Origin of the sequence: Photobacterium iliopiscarium (assembly GCF_003026395.1) — a bacterium.
GTDB classification, from domain to species: domain Bacteria; phylum Pseudomonadota; class Gammaproteobacteria; order Enterobacterales; family Vibrionaceae; genus Photobacterium; species Photobacterium iliopiscarium.
In genome coordinates this window covers 365,114-388,872 of sequence record NZ_PYOO01000004.1, presented here as the reverse complement: position 1 = coordinate 388,872, position 23,759 = coordinate 365,114, and the positions used below count along the sequence as shown (strand labels likewise).

Annotated in this window: 25 protein-coding genes and 2 tRNA genes; 12 read left to right on the top strand and 15 right to left on the bottom strand. The window is 39.1% G+C overall.

Annotated elements, in window-relative coordinates:
• Positions 1-21: 21 nt before the first annotated feature.
• The 9 genes from C9J51_RS09405 to C9J51_RS09365 all read right to left on the bottom strand — a co-directional run bounded on the left by C9J51_RS09405 (position 22) and on the right by C9J51_RS09365 (position 6,754).
• Positions 22-98, bottom strand: a tRNA-Val gene (locus tag C9J51_RS09405).
• A gap of 45 nt (positions 99-143) precedes the next feature.
• Positions 144-220, bottom strand: a tRNA-Val gene (locus tag C9J51_RS09400).
• Between the two features lie 231 nt (positions 221-451).
• Positions 452-712: a DUF5062 family protein gene (locus C9J51_RS09395; RefSeq protein ID WP_107274984.1), complete on the bottom strand. Its 261-nt coding sequence runs from the start codon at positions 710-712 to the stop codon at positions 452-454.
• Positions 713-805: 93 nt separating this feature from the next.
• A complete protein-coding gene (locus C9J51_RS09390) occupies positions 806-1,864 on the bottom strand; it encodes a DUF3080 domain-containing protein (RefSeq protein WP_244907426.1) in 1,059 nt (352 codons plus the stop codon).
• A gap of 106 nt (positions 1,865-1,970) precedes the next feature.
• The gene (locus C9J51_RS09385; RefSeq protein WP_045036159.1) at positions 1,971-3,341 is read right to left on the bottom strand and encodes an MATE family efflux transporter; all 1,371 of its coding nucleotides are present in this window, start codon (positions 3,339-3,341) and stop codon (positions 1,971-1,973) included.
• 207 nt (positions 3,342-3,548) lie between these two features.
• Entirely contained in the window at positions 3,549-4,703 is a 1,155-nt protein-coding gene (locus tag C9J51_RS09380) for a membrane protein (RefSeq protein ID WP_045036158.1), read from the bottom strand.
• A complete protein-coding gene (locus C9J51_RS09375) occupies positions 4,700-5,080 on the bottom strand; it encodes a GtrA family protein (RefSeq protein ID WP_045040251.1) in 381 nt (126 codons plus the stop codon). Before C9J51_RS09375 ends, C9J51_RS09380 begins: the two co-directional genes overlap by 4 nt.
• Entirely contained in the window at positions 5,073-6,107 is a 1,035-nt protein-coding gene (locus C9J51_RS09370) for a glycosyltransferase family 2 protein (protein ID WP_045040252.1), read from the bottom strand. The genes C9J51_RS09375 and C9J51_RS09370 overlap by 8 nt, the downstream gene beginning before the upstream one ends.
• Positions 6,104-6,754: a hypothetical protein gene (locus C9J51_RS09365; RefSeq protein ID WP_052668104.1), complete on the bottom strand. Its 651-nt coding sequence runs from the start codon at positions 6,752-6,754 to the stop codon at positions 6,104-6,106. Before C9J51_RS09365 ends, C9J51_RS09370 begins: the two co-directional genes overlap by 4 nt.
• Positions 6,755-7,019: 265 nt before the next feature.
• Between C9J51_RS09365 and C9J51_RS09360 the strand changes: the two genes are divergently transcribed.
• Entirely contained in the window at positions 7,020-7,634 is a 615-nt protein-coding gene (locus C9J51_RS09360; RefSeq protein ID WP_045040253.1) for a riboflavin synthase, read from the top strand.
• Here the strand turns inward: C9J51_RS09360 and C9J51_RS09355 are convergent.
• Both C9J51_RS09355 and C9J51_RS09350 read right to left on the bottom strand, forming a co-directional pair.
• Entirely contained in the window at positions 7,631-7,834 is a 204-nt protein-coding gene (locus tag C9J51_RS09355; protein WP_045036154.1) for a CPXCG motif-containing cysteine-rich protein, read from the bottom strand. The two genes, C9J51_RS09360 and C9J51_RS09355, sit on opposite strands and share 4 nt — an antisense overlap.
• 187 nt (positions 7,835-8,021) lie before the next feature.
• Positions 8,022-8,891, bottom strand: a complete 870-nt coding sequence (locus C9J51_RS09350) for a fructosamine kinase family protein (RefSeq protein ID WP_045036153.1) — start codon at positions 8,889-8,891, stop codon at positions 8,022-8,024.
• A 279-nt stretch (positions 8,892-9,170) separates the two neighbouring features.
• Here C9J51_RS09350 and yqfB point away from each other — a divergent pair, with 279 nt between their 5' ends.
• The 5 genes from yqfB (at position 9,171) to rplT (ending at position 12,916) form a co-directional block, all read left to right on the top strand.
• Positions 9,171-9,497, top strand: a complete 327-nt coding sequence (gene yqfB / locus C9J51_RS09345; protein WP_045036152.1) for a N(4)-acetylcytidine aminohydrolase — start codon at positions 9,171-9,173, stop codon at positions 9,495-9,497.
• A 199-nt stretch (positions 9,498-9,696) separates the two neighbouring features.
• The gene (gene thrS / locus C9J51_RS09340; RefSeq protein ID WP_045036151.1) at positions 9,697-11,628 is read left to right on the top strand and encodes a threonine--tRNA ligase; all 1,932 of its coding nucleotides are present in this window, start codon (positions 9,697-9,699) and stop codon (positions 11,626-11,628) included.
• A gap of 3 nt (positions 11,629-11,631) precedes the next feature.
• Positions 11,632-12,183: a translation initiation factor IF-3 gene (infC, locus tag C9J51_RS09335; protein ID WP_082064135.1), complete on the top strand. Its 552-nt coding sequence runs from the start codon at positions 11,632-11,634 to the stop codon at positions 12,181-12,183.
• 101 nt (positions 12,184-12,284) lie between these two features.
• Positions 12,285-12,479: a 50S ribosomal protein L35 gene (rpmI, locus tag C9J51_RS09330; RefSeq protein ID WP_045036149.1), complete on the top strand. Its 195-nt coding sequence runs from the start codon at positions 12,285-12,287 to the stop codon at positions 12,477-12,479.
• Positions 12,480-12,562: 83 nt separating this feature from the next.
• On the top strand, positions 12,563-12,916 hold the full coding sequence (gene rplT, locus C9J51_RS09325) for a 50S ribosomal protein L20 (RefSeq protein WP_036795101.1): 354 nt from the start codon (positions 12,563-12,565) through the stop codon (positions 12,914-12,916).
• Between the two features lie 72 nt (positions 12,917-12,988).
• Here the strand turns inward: rplT and C9J51_RS09320 are convergent, their stop codons facing one another.
• From C9J51_RS09320 to C9J51_RS19410, 3 genes are all read right to left on the bottom strand, one after another.
• Positions 12,989-13,471, bottom strand: coding sequence for a GNAT family N-acetyltransferase (locus C9J51_RS09320; protein ID WP_107274983.1), 483 nt, complete (start codon positions 13,469-13,471; stop codon positions 12,989-12,991).
• A gap of 268 nt (positions 13,472-13,739) precedes the next feature.
• Entirely contained in the window at positions 13,740-13,991 is a 252-nt protein-coding gene (locus C9J51_RS09315; protein WP_045036147.1) for a phenylalanyl-tRNA synthetase subunit alpha, read from the bottom strand.
• A gap of 175 nt (positions 13,992-14,166) precedes the next feature.
• Positions 14,167-14,436, bottom strand: coding sequence for a hypothetical protein (locus C9J51_RS19410; protein WP_128081790.1), 270 nt, complete (start codon positions 14,434-14,436; stop codon positions 14,167-14,169).
• Positions 14,437-14,731: 295 nt separating this feature from the next.
• On the opposite strand from C9J51_RS19410, the gene pheS reads away from it, so the two are divergent.
• The 6 genes from pheS to btuD all read left to right on the top strand — a co-directional run bounded on the left by pheS (position 14,732) and on the right by btuD (position 21,989).
• Positions 14,732-15,715 carry a phenylalanine--tRNA ligase subunit alpha gene (gene pheS / locus C9J51_RS09310; RefSeq protein ID WP_045036146.1) on the top strand — a complete coding sequence of 328 codons (984 nt, stop codon included), beginning with the start codon at positions 14,732-14,734 and terminating at the stop codon, positions 15,713-15,715.
• A 20-nt stretch (positions 15,716-15,735) separates the two neighbouring features.
• Positions 15,736-18,135, top strand: a complete 2,400-nt coding sequence (pheT, locus tag C9J51_RS09305; RefSeq protein WP_045036145.1) for a phenylalanine--tRNA ligase subunit beta — start codon at positions 15,736-15,738, stop codon at positions 18,133-18,135.
• 457 nt (positions 18,136-18,592) lie between these two features.
• A complete protein-coding gene (gene ihfA, locus C9J51_RS09300; RefSeq protein ID WP_036795089.1) occupies positions 18,593-18,889 on the top strand; it encodes an integration host factor subunit alpha in 297 nt (98 codons plus the stop codon).
• A gap of 139 nt (positions 18,890-19,028) precedes the next feature.
• Positions 19,029-20,090, top strand: coding sequence for a succinylglutamate desuccinylase (locus tag C9J51_RS09295; protein ID WP_045040254.1), 1,062 nt, complete (start codon positions 19,029-19,031; stop codon positions 20,088-20,090).
• A gap of 99 nt (positions 20,091-20,189) precedes the next feature.
• Positions 20,190-21,182: a vitamin B12 ABC transporter permease BtuC gene (gene btuC / locus C9J51_RS09290; RefSeq protein ID WP_045040271.1), complete on the top strand. Its 993-nt coding sequence runs from the start codon at positions 20,190-20,192 to the stop codon at positions 21,180-21,182.
• 12 nt (positions 21,183-21,194) lie between these two features.
• Positions 21,195-21,989 carry a vitamin B12 ABC transporter ATP-binding protein BtuD gene (gene btuD, locus C9J51_RS09285; protein ID WP_082064139.1) on the top strand — a complete coding sequence of 265 codons (795 nt, stop codon included), beginning with the start codon at positions 21,195-21,197 and terminating at the stop codon, positions 21,987-21,989.
• 88 nt (positions 21,990-22,077) lie between these two features.
• Here the strand turns inward: btuD and C9J51_RS09280 are convergent, their stop codons facing one another.
• Positions 22,078-23,736 (bottom strand): putative transporter, encoded by a 1,659-nt coding sequence (locus tag C9J51_RS09280; protein ID WP_045036142.1) that lies wholly within the window; start codon positions 23,734-23,736, stop codon positions 22,078-22,080.
• Positions 23,737-23,759: the final 23 nt, after the last annotated feature.

The window sequence follows — 23,759 nt, the reverse complement described above, 5'->3', positions numbered from 1 at the left end:
GTTAAGCCATTTATTTGAAACTGGTGCTCGCTACTGGACTCGAACCAGTGACACCTTGCATGTCATGCAAGTACTCTAACCAACTGAGCTAAGCGAGCAAATTGTACTGCTATAAACCGCTGTTAAGCCATTTATTTGAAAATTGGTGCTCGCTACTGGACTCGAACCAGTGACACCTTGCATGTCATGCAAGTACTCTAACCAACTGAGCTAAGCGAGCAAATTCAGCTTAATTACTGTTGAATCGTAATCAGCGAATGACAAGCATAGTAGCGAGTCACTTTCGTCTAGGCAAGTGTTTAAATAGACTTTTTTAGTAAATTCAGTGCGTTTGCTTGCACAATAGCCAGTTTGGTCAAATTTGGTGATGGTTAAATAGGCAAATGTGATGTTACGCATGTTATTTGTGAGGGACGCCACCAGTATTTTACTGGTGGCTATGTAAAAAGGGTTATTGAAGCAGTTCGTGATTTTCTGGTAATAGACGAATAATCCATAGCACTAATTTATGTTTCATATTTACGCCATCTTCTTTATCGACAGCTAATGGCGTTATTTGTTTACATTGCACTAATAAACGATAAATACATTCAACGCGATCGGTTGAACCAACACCGCGATCTAAATCATGAAATCCTTGTTTTTTTGCAAAGGTGAAACCGAGCTCTAAAGCTTTTTTTAATAGTTTTGCTTCATTTTTATGTTTTTTCATTATTATTTCCCTGACCTCTACAATGTGATGTAGTTTACCTATTCTCTAAAGGAACTAATAGTAGCAAAAATGATAATTGAGGTTGGTAGCAACTTATTGTCGCCCAATCTTAAATTGGCAGCGTTTAAATAATCGTTGCCAATAGTGCACATGATCATGTGTTGCTTGGTGAAATTGACGGAGTAGTTCACCTTGAAAATAATAGCGAGCATACAAGTTCATCGTTGTGGATGGCGGAATTTGTTGTTGAACTAGCGTGGTGTACAGGTTATTTAGATGCGGTTGTAATTGTTGGTATTGGGAATCTAATTTACTGAGATATGGCTGAATATCATTGGCATAATATTTATAGAAAACATTACGTAAATATTGGGCTTGTTGTTGATTGATATTTTTACCACACATGACAGTTTGCTCATGAGTGGTAAGTTGATTTGTAATGGTATTCATTATTGTTGTAATACGCGCAATAGAATAAAACAGTTGGCCAATGTATTGCGTATTATGAATTTGCTGCTGATGATAGAGTAATAATTCAATATTATTCGTTGTTAATGGATATTGGAAAATATGGCGTGATATTATCGTTGTCGTTAATGTCTCTAAATAATCAAACGCCGCTAAATTTTCTATATAGCCACCAAATTGTTGGGGTGACAGTAATTGATGCCCTAAGGTAAATTGTTGCTGCCATTCTTGACCTGTAAATACCATATTCCATATAACTTGCGGTAATTGCTGTTGTTTTTGATGATAAATATCTTTGAGCTGGTGTTGTAATGGATCTGTGCTATCGAGAACATTTAAGCAATATTCAAGTTGTTTTAAAAACAATAATTCATAGCGTAGTCGACGCGTTTTATCCTGCACCTTTCCTAATACTGAATTACGCTCAGCAATTAATTGAAATAAACCACATTGACGTAATTCATAAGCATTTAATAGTCCAATTGTTATATCTGCAATAGGTTGTTTGAGGGGATGGTTTTGAGGATAACTGGGTATATCTAGGGGAGGAATAGTATCAGGCTCAACGTCTAATATATTAGTAAGGCGTTGTTGGTAGGTGTCGAGTAATGCTTCGGTTGGGTTTTCTTTACAACCTGTCACAGCAAATAGGCATAACATAACAAGCAATAATAGTCTTTTCATCACACTCTACAATTAATGAAGATGCTTTAAGCATATGCTGCCTTAATTGTTTTAGACAAAAAAAAGCGATCCTAAGATCGCTTTTTTAATAAGATATAATTTATGGCTAGCGTAATGACATCTCAATTTGTTTTTGCGTATCAAGTTTGTGAACCCAACGCATACGCAAACCAAGCATTATCGCAGCAGACGTTAAGCCAATAATAAAGCCAATCCAGAACCCTTCAGGTCCCATCGGTTTAACGATCCAATCTGTCATACCTAAGATATAGCCAATCGGTAATCCGAGTAACCAATAAGCGATAAAGGTACAGAAGAAGATGGCTCGCATATCTTTATAGCCACGTAGTGCACCTGCGGCAACAACCTGTACAGCATCGCTACATTGATAAATGGCGGCTAATAGAAGTAGTTGGCTTGCAAATATAATAACTTCGGGGTTATCCGTATACAGTAAGGCAATTTGTTCACGGAAAATTACTGTGAGAATTGCAGTACAAAATGCTAATGATATGCCTACGAATAATCCACAATGACTGGCAATTTTAGCGCCAATAATGTCTTTTTGCCCCATTTTATGACCAACACGAATACTAACCGCAGCAGCGATACTCATTGGTAACATATAAACTAAGGATGAGAAATTCATCGCAATCTGGTGTGATGCAACTTTCATCGGCCCCAACGGTGAGATCAATAACGCAATTACTGCAAATAAAGAGACTTCAAAAAATAATGAGGCAGCAACAGGAAAACCTAATTTAAACAAACGGCTAATAGCGGCAAATTTAGGCGGGTAGATCGTACCAAAAACATTAAGACTGTTAAGACGCTTATTAATTAACACAAACGCTAGCATGGCAAAGAACATAAACCAGTACACGATAGCCGTTGCAATACCACAACCGACACCACCAAGTGCTGGCATACCAAATTTACCGTAAACAAAAATCCAGTTTAGGGGAATATTAAGTACTAATCCTAAAAAGCCAATCACCATGCCAGGAATGGTAAACGACAAGCCTTCAGAGAAACTTTTAAGTGTTTGGAAAAAGAGGAAAGCAGGCACGGCAAATAAGACGGCATGTAAATAACCGACTGTCTTTTCAGCTAATACGGGTTCTACATTCATGTAGTGGATTAAAATGCCCGCGTTGTAAAGAATCAACATTGTCGGAATTGAAATTAATACCGCTAAAATAAAAGCGGTTTGAATTTCAAATGGTATCTTTTCTTTTTTTCCTGAACCACTAAGTTGAGCAACGATAGGAACAATCGCCATCAGCAAGCCAACCCCAAATAAAATTGAGGGTAACCAAATGCTTGCTGCGACAGCAACGGCTGCCATATCTGTTGCACTTACGCCACCCGCCATAACCGTATCAACAAAACCCATTGATGTTTGGGCAACGGAGGCAATTAAAACGGGTATAGCAAGTTTGAGTAGTTGCGTTGTTTCTTTTCTGTAGTTTTGCACTCAGCAAGGCTCCAAAAATGAGGAAATAAGAAAGAGAGAGAATTAATAGTCGTTAGTCGCTATTTAATGCATTCTAAATATGGCTGGATTATATAAATAAAACTAACAAAGCCAAGCAATATTTAACATTTTATGTGGATAAAAATAAACGGCCTTAATAGCAGATCATTGAGGCCGTTAGGTTACGTTGATAGTTATTGTCTTTATTTAGACAGTAAAGAACTGGTGCCCAAAGAAACCAATTGCAATAAAGGTACTCGCGGCGCTAAAAATACACAGCATTGGCGTCTTAATATTTGGGTAACGTTCGACAAGTAAGGCTAACCCAAGGAAGGTAGGGTAAAGCCCAAAGGCGTAACGTGGCATTGCATTAAGGCTTGAGGTAAGAGGCAGTATTAAACAAATGAACATAAACAGTGCTTCGGCATAATATTTACGCACCATTAAGTAAATATTAAGTGCAAAAGCCAGCAACGCCATAATGGTGAGGTATAATTTAGGGCCTCCTGTTTCAAAACCAAAGATTATCCAATGGAATGGATTAGTCAGTTGACGTCCCCACGCTATTTGAATATGTCCAAATGCTAGAGCATCCCCAACATGAAAATACATATAAGTCATAAAGCCAAAAAAGCCAATCGGGATCACCCAAATAGCGGCTAATACTTTTAGTGCGGGTGTTTTAAAGCGTACAAAACTTTGAATACCGTAGTGTTGAATTGCAATAATTAATACAGGGAAAACTAAAAATACGCCCAAGTTACGTGTAACGGCGGCTAGCATGCCTAAAATAGCGACTAAAAACCATTGCTGACGGTAGCTAAATAAGAACACTCCAGCCACTAATGCAATAAATAGTGGTTCGGTATAACCGGCAGAGGAATAAACCGTATAAGGTGAAAAACACAATATCCACACCATGGTAGAACATGTTAGAGCACTGATTTTTAGTTGCTTTAGTACCATTAGTACCATGGGGATACTAAATAAAAACGCAAGGTTAGACGCAAATGCTAACCCAAAGCGATAATTATTAATGGGATCTTCAAAGGTAGTTAAGTGTGAGAATACCCACCCGAGCAAGGGCTGTAATGGCATAAATGCCCAATTGGCGGCATTTTTTTGACCAAGCCATTGTGGAACAAGATCATAACCATTATCAATAATGCGATAAAACCATACACAGTCAAAACGACATACGGTTTGTAATAATGGTTGTTCGGCATAATGTCCTGTCATGAACATATTAACGCCCCAAAGACCAAGAGCGTAGATAACAACACGACTAACGATGACAGCAAAGATCAGGTTTAACCAGTCTTTACGAGTGAGACGAATGTCCGTAAGCGATAGGGGATTCATTTAAAGACCCAGAATTTCGATAAAATAAAAGTAATGATTGGCACACATAACGTTGAAATTGTCACCGCAATCCAACCTTTTACATGAGCTGTTTGTAACAATGTCACCAAGATAATGTTATTGATTAAAAAACCAAATAAAGATACCGCTAAAAATTTAAAAAATGAGCCTTTTTGAGCAAAGGTAAAATGGCGATGACCAAAATAGGAGACTAAAAAAGCGATACTAAACCCGAAGATATTAGCGATATATTCAGACGGATGTGCTATTTGGAAAAAGTATAACCGTACCACTGATAAATGTACGGCAGTGGCTAATAATCCAACAAGGGCAAAACGGTTAAGCTGCCAAAAATGTTTTAGAAAAGACTCATTCATAATGATTGCTAGACTTGTTCAACGTTGTTAAAGGGCTCTGTTTTGGCTCAGGTGGTGTGGGATTGTTTTTATAGTTACCGTATACATCTTCTACTAAATAAATTGGTCGATGCTTCAGCTCAGTATAAATACGGCTGACATAACCACCGATAACCCCTAATGAAATTAATTGGATCCCGCCTAAAAAAAGTACCACTGAGATAGTAGAGGCATAACCTGGTGTGTGGACACCAAAACATAACGCGCTAATGACGATATACATTAAAAAGAGGAAAGATAAAAAGGAGATACCAAAACCAACAAAGCCCCATACACGCAAAGGCCATGCGGTAAAACTGGTAATGCCATCCATGGCGAAATTCCACAATTTCCAATAATTAAATTTGGTATCACCAACAAGACGTTCAGGTCGTTGGAAATTAACGCCAGTAGCACGTAAAGATGACCACGCTAATAAGCCTTTCATAAAACGATTACGTTCTGGTAATTGTTTAACCGTTTCAATGACGCAGCGATTAATTAATCTAAAGTCACCTGCATTTTCAGGCAGTGTTGTTTCAGCAGATAAGAAATTAAAGAAACGGTAGAACCCGCCAGCGGTTAATCGCTTGGTATAGGTATCTTGTGAGCGATCGACACGTACACCATAAATAGTGTCATAGTCACCAGTAAGCCATAGATCGACAAACTCAAGGATCACTTCAGGTGGATCTTGTAAATCAACATCCATAATGACGGCAGCATCACCTTGAACATAATCTAAACCTGCCGTCATGGCCGCTTCTTTACCAAAGTTACGCGAAAAATTGACTAATGAGATGCTTGAATCTTGTTTTATCATTTTATCAATAACATGTTGGGTATTATCTTTACTGCCGTCATTAATAAACACAATGTCAATGTGTGATCGAATACTACTGAGCTTGTCATTAATCGCATTTAAGAAGGGTTCAATAGCCACTTCTTCATTGTAAACTGGCACAATAAGCGATAAACGATAATCAAGTGGGTTTGGTTTTTGATTCATTTTTCGTTCCCAATGGTTGGTTTAATATGGTCAGTTTTATGTGACAAAGATAAGGTATTTACGTTTGCTGTTGTGAGGTTAATTGTCGTCACTTGTAGTGCTGTTGGCGTTGTTAATATAAAGGCTTGTAATTGCTGTGATGTTGGTAAAAACTGTTGTTTAGGTAATTGAGCAATAAGCGTTTTACCCTGATCTTGTGGTAATAACGTGCCTTGATGATGATTAAAAATAAACGTAAGCGGTTTTATTGGTTGCTGTGCTTTTGCTAAGGTAAACGTAATTGTTATGTTATCTGTTGGGGTTGCAGATAGCGTAAAATATAAGCCACCTTGCTGCGTTAGCTCGCGCATCTTGTTGTCAGTATCAAAGCTCCAGCCAGCACGGGATAAATTAGGGATATTGTTAGTAACATTTAAATTACTGGGTATTGCTAAAGTCAGATTAGGTTGCTTGGGTTGCCAATATAATGTCTGATTTTTTATATAATAAGCCTTATAAGCAAGGCTGACATTAGGTGTTATTGCTTTGTAAAGTACCCAGATATAATATCCAGATAGCACTATTAATAAGCCGATAAGCAGTATTCGTAAAATAGGGCGGTGTTGCTGTGAAGACGGTGAAACAGTCGATGAGGCATCAGCAGTCATAGTGTACCTTTCAATGCATATTTTTATTGGCTAGGTGTAATAAATAAGGAAAAAGCAGCTTCAGTAAGCCAACGATTATTGTCATACAAGTAATACGCTTATCGTATTGTAAAGTGTCACCTTAATGTCAAAAAATAACAATTGATAAAAATATTGTATAAATTGTTATTTTATTAAATAAGAAAGTATTCTTAAATAGGATATTGCGACATTCCAAGATCTTAATAATAGGTCAGTTAAGTTAACTCGGTATAAAAGGTTCAATATGTTTACTGGAATTATACAAGACACGGCACAAGTAGTGAAAATTCATAAACAAAAGAATTTTCAAACACACACTATTCGGTTATCTCATGAATTAACACAAGGGTTAACATTGGGCGCTTCTGTGGCGCACAATGGTTGTTGCTTAACCGTAACTCACATTGAACAACAATTAGTTTCGTTTGATTTAATGCAAGAAACCTTAAATGTGACCAATTTGGGTCTACTCATTGAAGGGGATTATGTCAATATTGAGCGGGCAGCAAAGTTTGGCGATGAAATAGGTGGTCATGCGATGTCTGGCCATATTATGGCAACGGCTCGTGTTTGTGCCGTGAATATCTCTGAAAATAATCATCAAGTATGGTTTTCTGTACCGTCGCAATTAATGAAATACATTTTTGCAAAAGGATATATTGGTATTGATGGTATCAGTTTAACCATTGGTGAGGTCAAAGGTGCGAGTTTTAATGTTAATTTGATTCCTGAAACATTACACCGAACCAATCTTAAAAATCGTACTGTAAATGATGTGATTAATATTGAAATCGATCCACAAACACAAGCTATTGTGGATACCGTTGAGCGTGTGATGGCCGCTAAACAAAAAGATTAAAATATTTGCTCATCATCAGCATCAACAAAGAGATTAATGGTTTTATGTAATTCATCAACTTCCATGGTTAAATGAATCGGATTACAACAGATAGAGCAATCATCATAAAAATTTTGACTTCCAGCACTCGCATCAAGGGTGATATTAATGGTATGACCGCAATGGGGGCAATTAACATTTTGCATTGAGTATTTGTGCATAATAGATCCTTATATACAGACATTAGAGGCATGGTTTGATATATCGTGTCGTATATTATTATTGATCCTAGTTGGTAGTTATCAATTTTGCGAATACTCGTGCTATTGCTATGGTATATCAACTCACAGCACACCAACACCGAGTGGCGATAGCGTTGGTGTACGGCGAGTCAATAAACAAGAAACGTTATTCATCCCATAACATAAGCTTGGCAATAATATGTTGTGCTTGCCCCATATATTCGCCACCAAAGAGATTGCAGTGATTAAGAATATGATAAAGATTATAAAGGTCTTTACGTTCTTGATAACCTTCTTCTAAAGGGTAGACAGATTGGTAGCCTTTATAGAAACTTGCGGGAAAACCACCAAATAGTTCTGTCATGGCAACATCACATTCACGATCTCCCCAGTAAGTGGCAGGATCAAAAATGATTGGTCCAGAGACGGTTAATGCAGTATTGCCATGCCATAAGTCACCGTGGAGTAATGACGGCTTTGGCTGATGATTGCTCAAACGTTGAGCGACATTGGCGGTGATGGTGTCAATATCACCGAAATGAAGTCCTTTTTCTGCACAAAGTTGTAGTTGCCATTCAATACGTTGCTCAGCAAAAAATTTATCCCAGCGGCGACGCCATTTATTGGGTTGGGGTGTTAGACCAATGTAATTATCAAAATCGAAGCCAAATTCAATTTGCTCACCCCATAAATGCAGTTGAGCCAGTTGTTGGCCGAGTTTGTAGCCTGCGTCGTCATCAATGGTTTTAGTGGGAAGGTAATTTAAGATAAGGAAGGATTTGTCACGGCAAGTGCCAAGATGAAAGAGTTGTGGAACTTGGACACAGTTTGCTTCATTGAGGATACGTAAACTTTCTGCTTCTGTTTCAAAAACAGCAAGTTGGTCTTTATCATTAAGTTTAATAAAAAACCGCTGTTCGTCATCACCAATACAATAGCATTGGTTAACATCTCCACCTTGAAGAGTTTCACGTTCATTTATTTTGAACTGTCGACCAAGTACTTCCGACAATTGGTGAGAAATAGCCTGCCACATAGCATCCTCCACGCATTAAATTGGACTAGATAAAACTTGTCTATCAACATCTTAGTTCATTTTATTTAGATATATCTGTGAAGTTGATGCTGTTTTAAGGTATTGATAAAACGCTAAGTTGTAGGTTGTTGAAAATAAAGTATATATTATTTTTAATATTAAAAATGAAGTATCATTATTCGCGTTATAATATTTTTATTTCTTTGTTATTGTCCATTTACTTTTCAATATTTGCGGTTACTCTAGCCGAAAATTTATTCGGTAATAAAGGACACCATCATGAGCACTACTATAGTTCCGACGGAAATGACATTTTTCTCACGTTTTGAAAGTGACATTTTGTCAGGTAAAAAAACGATTACTATTCGTGATGAAGCTGAAAGTTATTATGTACCCGGTACGACAGTTGATGTTTCAACATATGAAGAGGGGCGTTGGTTTTGTCGTTTAAATATTTTAACAGTGGAACCGATTGCATTTAATGATCTTAATGATTTCCATGCACAACAAGAGAATATGACATTAACTGATTTAAAAGCCGTTATTCACGATATCTATCCGGGTATTGAAAAATTATATGTAGTGAATTACGCCTTAGTTAAATAGAAAACATAAAAAAGCAGGGGGATTCTTTGCAATATCTTGTTACCGTTTGTATAGTGTTCCCCTATTTTTATCTTAGCGTGTAGCTCTGTATTGCGGCATCAAGGTAAAAATATTTTTTTCTTTAAAAAGCTTCTCTAAAAGCTTTATTAACTCAACATGTGCTACTTGGTGTGTGGCACCACTGTTTAAGGATATTTAAATGCCTGTTATTACTCTTCCTGACGGTAGTCAACGTCAATTTGACGATGCTGTATCAACAATGGACGTTGCACTTTCAATTGGTCCCGGTCTTGCGAAAGCAACTATTGCTGGACGTGTTGATGGTGTTCGCGTTGATGCTTGTGATCTTATTGAAAATGATGCAAGCCTAGAAATCATCACAGCAAAAGATGATGTTGATGGTCTTGAAATCGTTCGTCACTCATGCGCACACTTGCTAGGTCATGCACTTAAGCAATTGTACCCTGATGCAAAAATGGCGATCGGTCCTACGATTGACAACGGTTTTTATTACGATATCGATCTTGAGCAATCTTTAACACAAGAAGATCTTGATGTTATTGAAAAGCGCATGCTTGAATTAGCGAAAACTAAATATCAAGTCGTGAAGAAAAATGTAAGCTGGCAAGAAGCGCGTGATGCGTTTGATGCACGTGGCGAAACATATAAGATTGAAATCCTAGATGAAAACGTTGCTCGCGACGATCGTCCAGGTTTATACCATCATGAAGAATACGTTGACATGTGTCGTGGTCCTCACGTACCACACATGGGTTTCTGTCAAAACTTCAAGCTATTAAGCGTTGCTGGTGCATACTGGCGTGGTAATAGTGATAACAAGATGCTGCAACGTATCTACGGTACTGCATTCCACGATAAGAAAGCACTGAAAGCGCATATAACGCGTCTAGAAGAAGCTGCAAAACGTGACCACCGTAAGATTGGTAAGCAACTTGATCTATTCCACATGCAGCAAGAAGCACCAGGTATGGTATTCTGGCATCATAACGGTTGGACTATCTTCCGTGAGCTAGAAGTATTTGTTCGTGAAAAATTGAACGAATATGATTACCAAGAAGTAAAAGGCCCATTAATGATGGACCGTGTGCTTTGGGAACGTTCTGGTCACTGGGATAAGTACGCTGAGGCAATGTTCACAACAAGTTCAGAGAACCGTGAATACGCAATTAAGCCAATGAACTGTCCTGGTCACGTACAGATCTTTAACCAAGGCCTTAAGTCATACCGTGATTTACCACTGCGTATGGCTGAGTTTGGTTCTTGTCACCGTAATGAGCCTTCTGGTTCACTTCACGGCATTATGCGTGTACGTGGTTTCACCCAAGATGATGCGCATATTTTTTGTACAGAAGCACAAGTACAACAAGAAGTTACATCTTGCATCGAAATGGTGTATGATACTTACAAGACATTTGGTTTTGATAACATTGTTGTTAAATTATCTACTCGTCCTGAAAAACGTGTGGGTTCTGATGCAATGTGGGACAAAGCTGAAGCCGATTTAGTTACCGCGCTTGAATCAATGGAAATTCCATTTGAAATTCAAGAGGGTGAAGGTGCATTCTACGGTCCTAAGATCGAGTTTACACTTCACGATTGCCTTGATCGCGCATGGCAGTGTGGTACTGTTCAACTTGACTTCGCATTACCTGAGCGTTTAGGCGCTACATATGTAGGTGAAGACAACGAACGCCATACACCGGTTATGATTCACCGTGCAATTCTTGGTTCACTAGAGCGCTTCATCGGTATTCTTATCGAAGATTATGCTGGTTTCTTCCCTACGTGGTTGGCACCTCAGCAAGCTGTTGTGATGAATATTACTGACTCTCAAGCAGAATATGTGCAAGAAATTGTAGAAAAATTGAAAAAAAGTGGAATTAGAGTCAATGCGGACTTGAGAAATGAGAAGATTGGCTTTAAAATCCGCGAACATACTTTGAAGCGAGTGCCTTTCATGCTCGTTTGTGGTGACAAAGAAGTCGAAGCAGGCGTAGTAGCAGTTCGTACTCGCAAGGGTAAAGATTTGGGTAAATTTAAGATTGATGAACTTGTTGCATTTATGCAGGAAGAAATTAGCAGTCGTAAGCTCAATATTGTGGAGGAATAAGGTATTAAAGGCGGAAAAAGAACCCAGGCACCAGTTAAGCAAAACGCGCATCGCCTAAATGAAGAAATTCGTGGCGTACGTGAAGTTCGCCTAACTGGCCTTGATGGCGAATCAGTTGGTGTTGTTTCATTTGATGAAGCAATGAATGTTGCTCTTGATGCTGGTGTGGATCTAGTTGAAATTAGCCCTAATGCCGAGCCACCAGTTTGTCGTGTGATGGACTATGGCAAGTACCTGTTCGAGAAGAGCAAGGCTGCTAAAGAGCAAAAGAAAAACCAAAAACAAATCCAGATTAAGGAAGTTAAATTCCGACCTGGTACAGACGAAGGCGATTATCAGGTAAAACTACGCAACCTGAGTCGCTTTTTAGAAGAGGGCAACAAGGGCAAAGTCACACTACGTTTCCGTGGTCGTGAAATGGCCCACCAAGGCATTGGTATTGAACTTCTTAATCGTATTAAGGCAGAACTTGAAGAGATTGCGGTCTGTGAAAGTTTCCCTAATCGTGTAGAAGGTCGTCAAATGACCATGATGCTTGCCCCAAAAAAGAAGTAATAACGGCATTCAAGTAGCTAAAAAGTGCTGCTTTTAGTAGCACTTTTTGTTCGCCCTATTACTATGATTATTAACTATCAACAATGCGGAGTTATCATCTCATGCCAAAGATGAAAACAAATCGTGGCGCTGCTAAGCGCTTCAAAAAAACAGCTGGTGGCTTTAAATTTAAGCACGCTACTAAGCGTCACATCCTGACTAAACGTACTACTAAGAACAAACGTCAGCTTCGTCCAAATGCAATCCTTCCTCGTTGTGAAGTGGCTGCAGTTGCTCGTATGCTTCCGTTCGCTTAATCGTTTAATCGTTTAATCGTTTAATCGTTTAATCGTTTTTAGTTTTTAGTTTTATATTTTTTAATTTTAGTTAGGAGTCTCCTATGCCTCGCGTAAAACGTGGTGTACAAGCGCGTGCACGTCACAAGAAAGTTCTTAAACAAGCTAAAGGTTATTACGGAGCACGTTCACGTGTTTACCGCGTAGCTTTCCAAGCTGTTACTAAAGCTGGTCAATATGCTTACCGTGACCGTCGTCAGAAGAAACGTACTTTCCGTCAACTTTGGATTGCTCGTATCAATGCTGCGGCACGTCAAAATGGTATGTCTTACAGCCGTCTAATCAACGGTCTTAAGAAAGCGTCTATCGAAATCGATCGTAAGATCCTTTCTGATATCGCTGTATTTGACAAAGCTACTTTCACTGTTCTTGTGGAAAAGGCAAAAGCTGCACTGTAATTTATCAGTCTAGTTTATATTGAAAGGAGAGCCTCGGCTCTCCTTTTTTCGTTTCTGAACATTATGTTTTTTCTAAAGTTTTTTTAACATCCAAACATCACAGCCACTATGTTGAGTCCCTGTTAATGGTTTTTTTAGGTGGGTAAATCCCAATCTTTCATATAAAAATACCACAGAATGCATGCTAGCAAGAGTATCGAGATAACATTCTTCAAAGCCTTTGTCTTTTGCATACTCTAAACATTGCAGTGAGAGTTTTTTCCCTAGCCCTAGCTGACGTCCATTAGGTAACAGAAACAATTTTTTTAATTCACACGTTGTTTTACTGTTATTGAAGGGGGCAATACCACATCCACCCACAAGTTCTCCATCGACTAATGCGATTAAATATAAACTACTGACACCATCGTGATAAAAGCGGCTCATATTTAAAACCTCAGCATCTGATGGACCAAATCCTTCACCTACAGCACCAAACTCCGCGCCAACGTGTTTAATTATTTTACAAAGTTCTATATCAAAATTGGCAGTTATAGGCATTACTTCAATGTTCATGGTTTATTATCCCTGTAATTTAATTACTTATATGTATTTTTATTTTATTGAATTGAGTTTAATTTGTGCAATGAATTGTTTTAACATAGTTACGTAAATTAGTGGCTGAATATTACGCCTAATTTTCAATATAAATAAATCACAACAGGGGATGTTTGGTTAGCATGTAGCTGTGGTATGGCTGGGTAAGGGAATTAAAGATATAAAAAAACCAGTTATTCATACAGTAGAATAACTGGTTTTTAAAATAGAATCGATGGCTTAACGATTATGCACGGGCATAACGTTGATTACGCTTTTTATTTGCTGTTGCGAGCGTTTTAAGTAAGAACGCTAGGAAAGTAACAAATAACGTATTGAAACCCATAAAGAACACAAGATTAATAAAATTGAAGCCATCTTCAGGAGCAATTGGCATTGCTGATGCAAGGTTATAGTTACCAAGTAACAGTAGGGCAGTACAAAGAATTGCTGCGATAGTTGATATTTTAGAGAGAGCTGCAAGATCTTGAGTATTCATTATCGGGTCCTAACATTGATTTTGATCATAAGTTACACTGAAAAGAGTAATTTTAAAACAAAATTGATAAAAAATATCTTAAATGTAGGTGATTTTGATCGCATAACAGATCCCATTATTATTGTTCGATGACAATGGAGTCTGCTATGGCTTAAGAATTAAATGGGCTAAACGATTAATGCTGCGCCAAATATGCTTTCATTTGTTGTTGTGAGTGTTTAAGGCCGACTAATAAATAAGCAAGAAATCCAACAAAGATAAAATTGAATCCAACGTAGTAAATAAGATGAATATAATCAATGTGCATTTGATTACTTAAGTTGTCTTTCATTTCAACTGGCATGCTTGAGAACATCCCATAATTACCGAGGATGACTAGCCCAAAGCAGAGTAGGGATGCAAACATGCTCATTTTGATTAGGGCTGAAAAAGATTGGGTGTTCATGATAATTATTCCAAAATAAATATAGCTGAAATTTACTTTTTTTGGCTTGGTTTAGAAAGAGAGAAAAATGGAATATAGGAGTGCGAAATTTGTTTTATAGTCTACTGGAAATTACTTTTAGTGTACTGAAAAAGCACAATTTCATATTTTAATAGCCAAAGACGTTTTTTTTTCGTCCAAACTTACTGTTTTATTACGATTCAATTTGGATTTAGACGCTGCTTTCTTTAATATGTATCGTTATGCGATTTTATATCTCCCTTAAGGACGCCACCTGTGGGTGGATGAGGATACGATGCAACATCTAGACGAGATTATTGCCAACGCAACGGCAGCTATTGAGCAGGCTGATTCATCAGTCGCTCTGGACGAAGTTCGAGTTCAATTTCTAGGCAAGAAGGGTCATTTAACTCTTCAACTACAAGCCCTAGGTAAATTACCACCAGAAGAGCGTCGCACTGCTGGTCAAGAAATCAATAAAGCGAAACAAGTAGTACAAACATTACTTGTTGAGCGTAAAGACGGTCTACAACGCGCTGAGCTTGAAGCTAAGCTTGCGGCTGAGACTGTTGATGTTTCTTTACCGGGTCGCCGTATTGAAAATGGTGGTCTTCACCCAGTGACACGTACCATTGAACGTATTGAAAGTTTCTTTGGTGAGCTTGGTTTTACAACTGAAGCGGGTCCTGAAATTGAAGATGCTTTCCACAACTTCGATGCATTGAATATTGCAGAAGATCACCCTGCACGTACTGATCACGATACGTTTTTCTTTAACCCAGATTTAATGCTACGTACGCATACTTCTGGTGTTCAGATCCGTACCATGGAACACGGTCAACCGCCTTTCCGCTTTATTGCGCCGGGTCGTGTATACCGTAATGATTACGATCAAACTCACACACCAATGTTCCACCAAGTGGAAGGTATGTTAGTTGATGAAAATGTAAACTTTGCCCAGTTGAAAGGTATTCTTCACGATTTCCTTTGTAATTTCTTTGAAGAAGAAGTTGAAGTACGTTTCCGTCCTTCATTCTTCCCATTCACAGAACCTTCTGCTGAAGTTGACGTTAAAGGTAAGAACGGTAAGTGGTTAGAGGTTTTGGGCTGCGGTATGGTTCACCCTAATGTACTTCGTTCAGTTAACATCGATCCTGAAAAATATTCAGGCTTTGCATTTGGTATGGGCGTTGAACGTCTTACAATGCTTCGTTACGGCGTTAATGATTTACGTGCGTTCTTTGAGAACGACTTACGTTTCCTAAAACAGTTCAAGTAAGCACTAGGGGCTAGAAATCTATGAAATTCTCTGAATCTTGGCTACGCGAGTGGGTTAATCCTGCAGTAAACAGCGAAGAACTAGCTCACCAAATCACAATGGCTGGTTTGGAAGTTGATGGTATTGATGCAGTTGCTGGTGAATTCACTGGCGTTAAAGTGGGTCAGGTTGTTGAGTGTGCGCCACACCCAGATGCTGACAAACTACGTGTAACAAAAGTTGATATTGGTGCTGAAGAGCTACTAGACATCGTTTGTGGCGCGTCAAACTGCCGTCAAGGTATCAAGGTTGCGGTTGCGACTGTTGGTGCTGTTCTTCCTGGTGATTTCAAAATCAAGAAGGCAAAATTACGCGGTCAACCTTCTCACGGCATGCTTTGTTCATTTACTGAACTAGGTATTGATATTGAGTCTGATGGCATCATGGAATTAGCAGCAGATGCAGTACTAGGTACTGATTTCCGCGAATTCTTAGGTCTTAACGATGTAACTATCGATGTTGACCTAACGGCTAACCGTGCTGATTGTCTAAGCATTGCTGGTCTTGCTCGTGAAGTGGGTGTTCTTAACCGCGCTGAAGTAACAGAACCACAGTTTGATATTGTTGAGCCAACAGCGGCTGATACAATGTCAATTGAGGTTAACGTTCCTGCTGCATGTCCACGTTACCTTGGCCGTATCGTTCGTAATGTTAATGCGCAAGCTGAAACACCATTATGGATGCAAGAAAAATTACGCCGTTGTGGTACTCGCTCAATTGATGCAATCGTAGATATTACTAACTACGTATTGCTTGAAATGGGTCAGCCAATGCACGCTTTCGATCTTGCTAAGATTGATGGTGGTATTGTAGTTCGTATGGCAGAGCAGGGCGAAAAGCTTACTCTTCTTGACGGTAACGAAGCTGAATTAAACAGTAACACACTGGTTATTGCTGATAACACCCAAGCGCTTGCAATTGCAGGTATCTTTGGTGGTCAATTCTCTGGTGTTAACGCTGAGACTAAAGATGTATTGCTTGAGTGTGCATTCTTTGCACCTGATGCAATTCGTGGTCGTGCACGTAGCTATGGTCTACACACAGACTCTTCACACCGTTTTGAACGTGGTGTAGATGCAACACTACAAATGAAAGCAATGGAGCGTGCGACTGCACTTCTTGTTGAAATTTGTGGTGGTGAAGTTGCGCCAATCGTTGAAGCTGAATCAGAAGCTGATTTACCAAAAGCGGCAACAATTGAATTACGTCGTTCTAAACTTGATCGTCTATTAGGCCATTCAATTGCTTCTGAAGAAGTAGTCGAAATCCTAACGCGTCTTGGCTGTGATGTTGAAACAACAGATGCTGGCTGGAAAGCAACGGCACCTGCATGGCGTTTTGACATGGCAATCGAAGAAGATTTAGTGGAAGAAGTGGGCCGTATCTTCGGTTATAACAACATCCCTAATCAATCGCCTGTTGCAGCGCTAAGCATGAACTTACACAAAGAAGCGAATTTACCGCTGAAACGTGTACGTAACTTATTAGTCGATCGTGGTTTCCAAGAAGCCATCACATACAGTTTTGTTGAGCCAGAACAACAAAAACTGATTGTGCCTGATATTGAGCCATTGGTTCTGCCTTTCCCTATCTCTGCAGATATGTCGGCAATGCGTTTAAGCTTATGGACTGGTCTACTAAATACAGTAGTGTTCAACCAGAAGCGTCAACAGCCACGTGTGCGTTTATTTGAAGCTGGCTTACGTTTTGTACCTGATCAAAATGCTGAGAATGGCATGCGTCAAGATATGATGCTTGCAGGTGTGATTGCGGGTACTCGTAGTGATGAGCATTGGGACATTGAAACTAACACTGTTGATTTCTTTGATCTGAAAGGTGACTTAGAAGCGGTTCTTGAGCTAACAGCAAAAGACAGCTACAGCTTTAAAGCGGCTAAGCACCCAGCACTTCATCCTGGTCAAACAGCTGCGATTGTTGTTGATGCTGGTCTTGAAACTGAGCGTGAAGTTGGCTTTATTGGTACTGTTCACCCTGAGCTTGAGCGTAAGTTTGGTCTTAATGGCCGTACTATTGCGTTTGAAGTTGAATGGGATGCTATTAATAAGCGTGACTTACCAGAAGCTGTAGCACTGTCTAAGTTCCCTGCTAACCGTCGCGATATTGCCGTTGTGATTAATGATGATGTTGCAGCGAATGATATTATTGCAGCATGTCGTGATAATGGCGGTGAGCTATTAAGAGCGGTTAATCTGTTTGATGTTTACACTGGTAAAGGTGTTGATGACGGTCAGAAGAGTCTTGCGATTGCGCTAACATTGCAATCAACTGAACGTACATTAGAAGAAGCAGATATTGCAGCGGCAGTAGAAAGTATTGTTAATGCATTGGCTGAAAAATTTGATGCATCACTACGTGATTAAAAAAACATCATAATTAAATTTAAGTCTTTGTTTTCGAAAAGCAGCCTTTAGGGGCTGCTTTTTTTTGATCTAGATCTAAAAAATAATAACAGCTTGATAAATAGTTATATTTTCTATTTGAACGCCATCAGGTAGAGTTTTAAACTGTAAATTGTTGATTCTTTAGTGATTTAACGCTGCTTAGTGCAAGAGTAAGATCAACTTGATGCATTGATATAGTAAAATTTAGCAACTAAAATGGTGTTATTTGACATGAAGTTAACGTAAAAAAGTTGGCGAAAATCAGCGAGTTGGCTTAGACTGAGTCTAGTTAACAGTGAGAGGGATAATATAGTCCCGTAGTTTTTGAAGTTTAAAATTACATCTCTAATTAACATATACCTTATTCACAGTGGCATACTTTTTATTAGTTAGGTATGAACACTATTTATTCAACATAGTCTTGAGGGAGTTATCTATGGCGCTCACAAAAGCCGATTTGGCTGAGAACCTGTTTGAAAATGTTGGATTAAGCAAACGGGACGCCAAGGATACGGTGGAAGTCTTCTTTGAAGAAGTTAGGAAGGCTCTAGAAAATGGTGAGCAAGTTAAATTATCAGGTTTTGGTAATTTTGATTTGCGTGACAAAAATGAGAGACCTGGAAGAAATCCTAAAACGGGGGAAGATATTCCTATCTCTGCACGCCGTGTCGTTACATTCCGTCCTGGTCAGAAACTTAAGGCACGTGTCGAAAGTTTAGAAGTTAATAAATAAATCTTTCACAAGTTTGCTGATCCGAACCGAAACCCAAGTAAATGTATTTTTACTTGGGTTTTTTATTCGCTTATTTTTACGATTATATGTATAGGACGGCTATATTTAGAGATAGGTATATTAACAAGGAAGTTGCGACATGACGTTAATAGAGCAAATAAAACAAGGGCGGTTTTTAGAGGCGACTTGTGATTTCTCACAACCATTTGTAGCGGAAGAATGGACATTAGATTCTGGGCTACATTGTCAGCTGTTATATCGTGGTGTATTGCAAATTACGCCAAGAGACTTATCTTGTGATGCAAAAGATATTGTATTGTCCTCTGGTATCCACGGTGATGAAACCTCGCCAATAGAACTGATTCAACACGTTGCATCAAGTATTGTACTGGGGCATATTCAACCGACACACCGTTTATTGTTAATTATCGCCCACCCTGAGGCGGTTAATTATCAACAACGATTTATGACTGAAAATATGAATCGCTTATTTCAAGTGAGAAATTCCGAACGAAATAATGAATGTCGGATTGCTAATGCGCTGCAATTAGCCATTAACAGCTTCTATGGTGCTTCTATTGCTATAAAACCAGAGCGATGGCATCTCGACTTACATTGTGCTATTCGTCCTTCACAGCATGATACCTTTGCTATTAGCCCTTATACCGATAAGCAGACCCGCAGTAATAAATTATTTAGTTTTATTCATCATGCAAAATTAAATGCTGTTTTATTGTCTAACACTCCGTCACCAACTTTTGCTTGGTATAGTGCGGAGTATCATGGCGCGCAAGCCCTAACGATAGAGCTTGGGCGAGTGGGTAAGATAGGACATAACGATTTTACTTTATTAGCACCTTTCAGAGATGCAATGTTGCAATTAATTACGGATGTCGCTTTACCGATTATTTGGACCAGTGAAGTTGAGGTATATCAAGTTAGCCGTACTATTACTAAACAACAGCCTGAATTTTATTTTACCTTTAATGATGATGTTGCCAATTTTACTTTTTTTGCCGAAGGTGATGAATTTGCCGTGGATGGACGTCAAACGTATAGCGCCAGTGTTGGTGGCGAGGCGGTTGTTTTCCCTAATCGACATGTCATGCTTGGGCAACGAGCAGCGTTAATGGTAAAAAAAGCCAATTTGATCTTTGATGAGCAAGTGCGAGTTTGTGATATTACTAACGCATCATATTGATAACTATCTTTAATTCTTAACTTTTTTCCGTGTTTGTTTGCATTATAATAACGGCAATGTATTGTGTTTGGTTTTACTCTTTGGGTGTAATAAATAGTGATGTTGTTAAATGAATTATTATACCGACAGCAACGACGATGGCGTACTTGCTTAATTGTCTCATCGTTATTATTGGTTGCTATTTGTGTGTTTGCTGTTGCCGTTGGTGAGATTTGGATTTTACCTTGGGCTCCGAATGGCGCGCTTGAGCAACAATTATTATTACAATTACGCATACCTCGCGTATTAGCAGCTTTAATTGTTGGTGCGGCATTGGCAAGTTCAGGGGCGGTATTACAAGTATTATTGGGTAATCCATTAGCAGAACCTGGTGTGTTAGGTATCTCAGGCGGTGCGAGCCTCGCGGTGGTGTTGTTATTGTTTTTTGTTCCTATTACACCGACGCCTTTTATTACCATGATCGCGGCGATGGCTGGCGCATTATTGTTTACTCTTATTTTAGTCGGATTTTCTCGGCGCCAAAAAGTCTCTATGGCACGCTTATTATTAATTGGTGTTGCGCTTGGTATTTTATCGGGGGCTGTGGTGACATGGGCATTTTATTTCAGCGATGATTTAAGTATGCGTCAATTGATGTATTGGTTGATGGGCAGTGTCGGTGGTGTGAGTTGGGAGCAATTGTCACTCTTATTTGTGATTGTGCCCGTATTGATTGTGCTTTGTATGCAAGGTAAATCATTGGATGTGATGATGCTGGGTGATGTGGCGGCGCGTCAATTAGGGGTCGATGTTAGGCGTATTCGGTGGTTGTTGATTTTGATGATCTCGCTATTGGTTGGCTGTTCGGTGGCACTTGCTGGGGTGATTGGGTTTGTTGGTTTAGTTGTCCCGCACTTATTACGGTTACAATTTGGTACTGAAAATCGATATTTACTGCCTCTTTCTGCTATTTGTGGCGGAATATTATTAGTATTAGCTGACACCTTATCGCGGGTTTTATTAGCAGATGCTGACTTGCCTATTGGTGTTGTGACAACATCATTGGGTGCCCCCGTGTTTATTTGGATGCTGATGCGTTCGCAGTTGGATTAAATAATGGCAATAATGTTTGAAAAAAGTGACAGTTCAACGGCTGAATTAATATTAACCGCTCAAGATATTGCTTTTGTGTCACGATTATTACCGATGTCGTTAACCCTTTATTCAGGGCAAATAACACATGTTATCGGGCCTAATGGCAGTGGTAAAAGCACTGTTTTATCCATTTTGTCGGGTTTGTTTGATTATCAAGGACGCATTACATTATTGAATAATGATTTGGCGGATTATGATTTACCATCATTAGCGCATGTTCGTAGCTATTTATCACAACAAGATAAACCCAGCTTTTCTATTCCCGTGTTTCAATATTTATCACTTGCCATCTCTGCTTTGCACAATGTGGATAGGGCGCAATTTCAAATAGCATTAGATGAGATTTGTCAGCGGTTAGATATTCAAGATAAGTTATCTCGTAATATTCAACAGTTATCTGGTGGTGAATGGCAACGAGTACGACTTGCTGCTGCATGTTTACAAGTTTGGCCAACGATCAATCCTCAAGCAACGCTGTTATTGCTTGATGAACCCGCCGCTGCTTTAGATATTGGCCAAGAAGCCACAATGTATCAATTGGTTCGAAAAATGGCACAGCAGGGTATTGCAGTTGTCATGGTGAATCATGATCTCAATCGAACCTTACGTGAAGCCGATAATGTGATGTTGTTAGATCAGGGACAGTGTGTCGCATTTGGTGGGGTTGAGCAGGTTATGACGGTTGAACGTTTACAAGCGGTATTTAAAACGGGTATCGATAAAATAGATCACCATGGCATGCCATGTTTGGTGTTTGTTGATTAATAAGGCGATGTCGAATCGTTTGCTGTTTATTGTGTTATAAGTAACAGCCATTATCGTCTAAATATTAACGATAATGGCTGTTTTTGTATTATCCAATCCAGAGTAAGATCGCCAGTATTTGCGGTGATAAAATACGCAAACACATTACCAGTGGATAAACGGTAGCATAAGAAAGCGCCGCAGCCCCATTACTTGGATGCAGTCCATTTGCAAATGCTAATGCTGGTGGATCTGTCATTGATCCCGCTAACATGCCACACATAGAAAGGTAATTAAGCTCACCAAACATACGTGCAATACAGCCAGTAATAACTAAAGGAATGAAGGTAATGAGTGCGCCGTAAGCCATCCAGCTAAAGCCATCCCCATTGACTAGAGTATCAATGAAACCACTGCCTGATTTTAATCCCACCACCGCCAAGAATAAGACAATACCTATTTCACGTAGTGCTAAGTTAGCGCTAGGTGGCATAAACCAATAAAGTTTACCAATGCTACCAATACGAGCCAGTATTAAGGCAACAATTAAAGGACCACCGGCAAGACCTAGTTTTAGCGCCGCAGGAAATCCGGGTAGATATAAGGGAATTGAGCCTAATAAAATGCCTAATCCAATGCCAATAAAAATAGGTAACATTTGCACGTGTTGGAGTTTTTGTTCAGCATTTCCCACCATACCGCTGACAGCGGCAATAGCGTCTTTACTACCAACAAGATTAAGAATATCACCAAATTGGAGTGATGTTTGGCTATTAGGCACCAATTCAACACCGGCTCGGTTAAGTCGAGAAATCACCACATCGTATTTTTCTTTTAATTCCAATTCTCGAATTTTTTTGCCTAATACAATTTCATTCGTGACCACTAAACGTTCAACTTGTAAATCAGTACCTTTTGTTGAAAGGGAGATATCAACAATATCGCCAATAACGAGTCGTGCTTTTTCAAGTGCTACTTTTGTACCCACTAAGTGCAAAACATCATTAAGTTCAATTGTGGTTGATTCTTTAGGTATTGAAAGTTGATTACCTCGCTTTAAGCGTGAACAAATAATTGCGCCTTCGGTGATCGCTGGAATTTGAATAAAGGTGAGGCCATTTAAGTTAGGGTTACGAACGGCAACATTGAGTGTTTGTAAGCCTTCTTTTTTATCGCCACTGTTGGAGTTGTAAACCATTGCTTCTTTATCAATATTAACTTTAAATATTAATCGTAATAGCCACATTGTAATAAGAATGCCACAAATACCAAAAGGATAAGCGACGGCATAACCCATACCCGTTATATCTAATAAATCAGCGGACACACCAAGCTCAGATAGAATTTGTTGTCCAGCACCTAATGCTGGCGTGTTTGTAACGGCACCAGAATAGATTCCCAAAAGGATAGGGAGCGGTACATCAAAAACGATATAAAGCAAGATAGCAACAACACAGCCTAATAATACGACCAGTGCAGCAAAGCCATTGAGTTTTAAACCAGAGCTTCGTAATGATGCAAAAAAGCCGGGCCCAACTTGAATACCAATGGTGTAGACAAATAAAATCAAACCGAATTCTTGAATAAAATGTAAGGTATGTGCATTTAACGTAACGCCCATTGTTTCGGTATAATGTCCGACAATAATTCCGCCAAATAATACGCCACCAATACCTAGGCCAACGCCTTTAATGCGCCAGTTTCCCATCCATAAACCGAGTACGGCTACCAGTGATAATATACTGATAGATAAAGCAATATCACTCATAACAAGCACCTCCTTGCTAATGT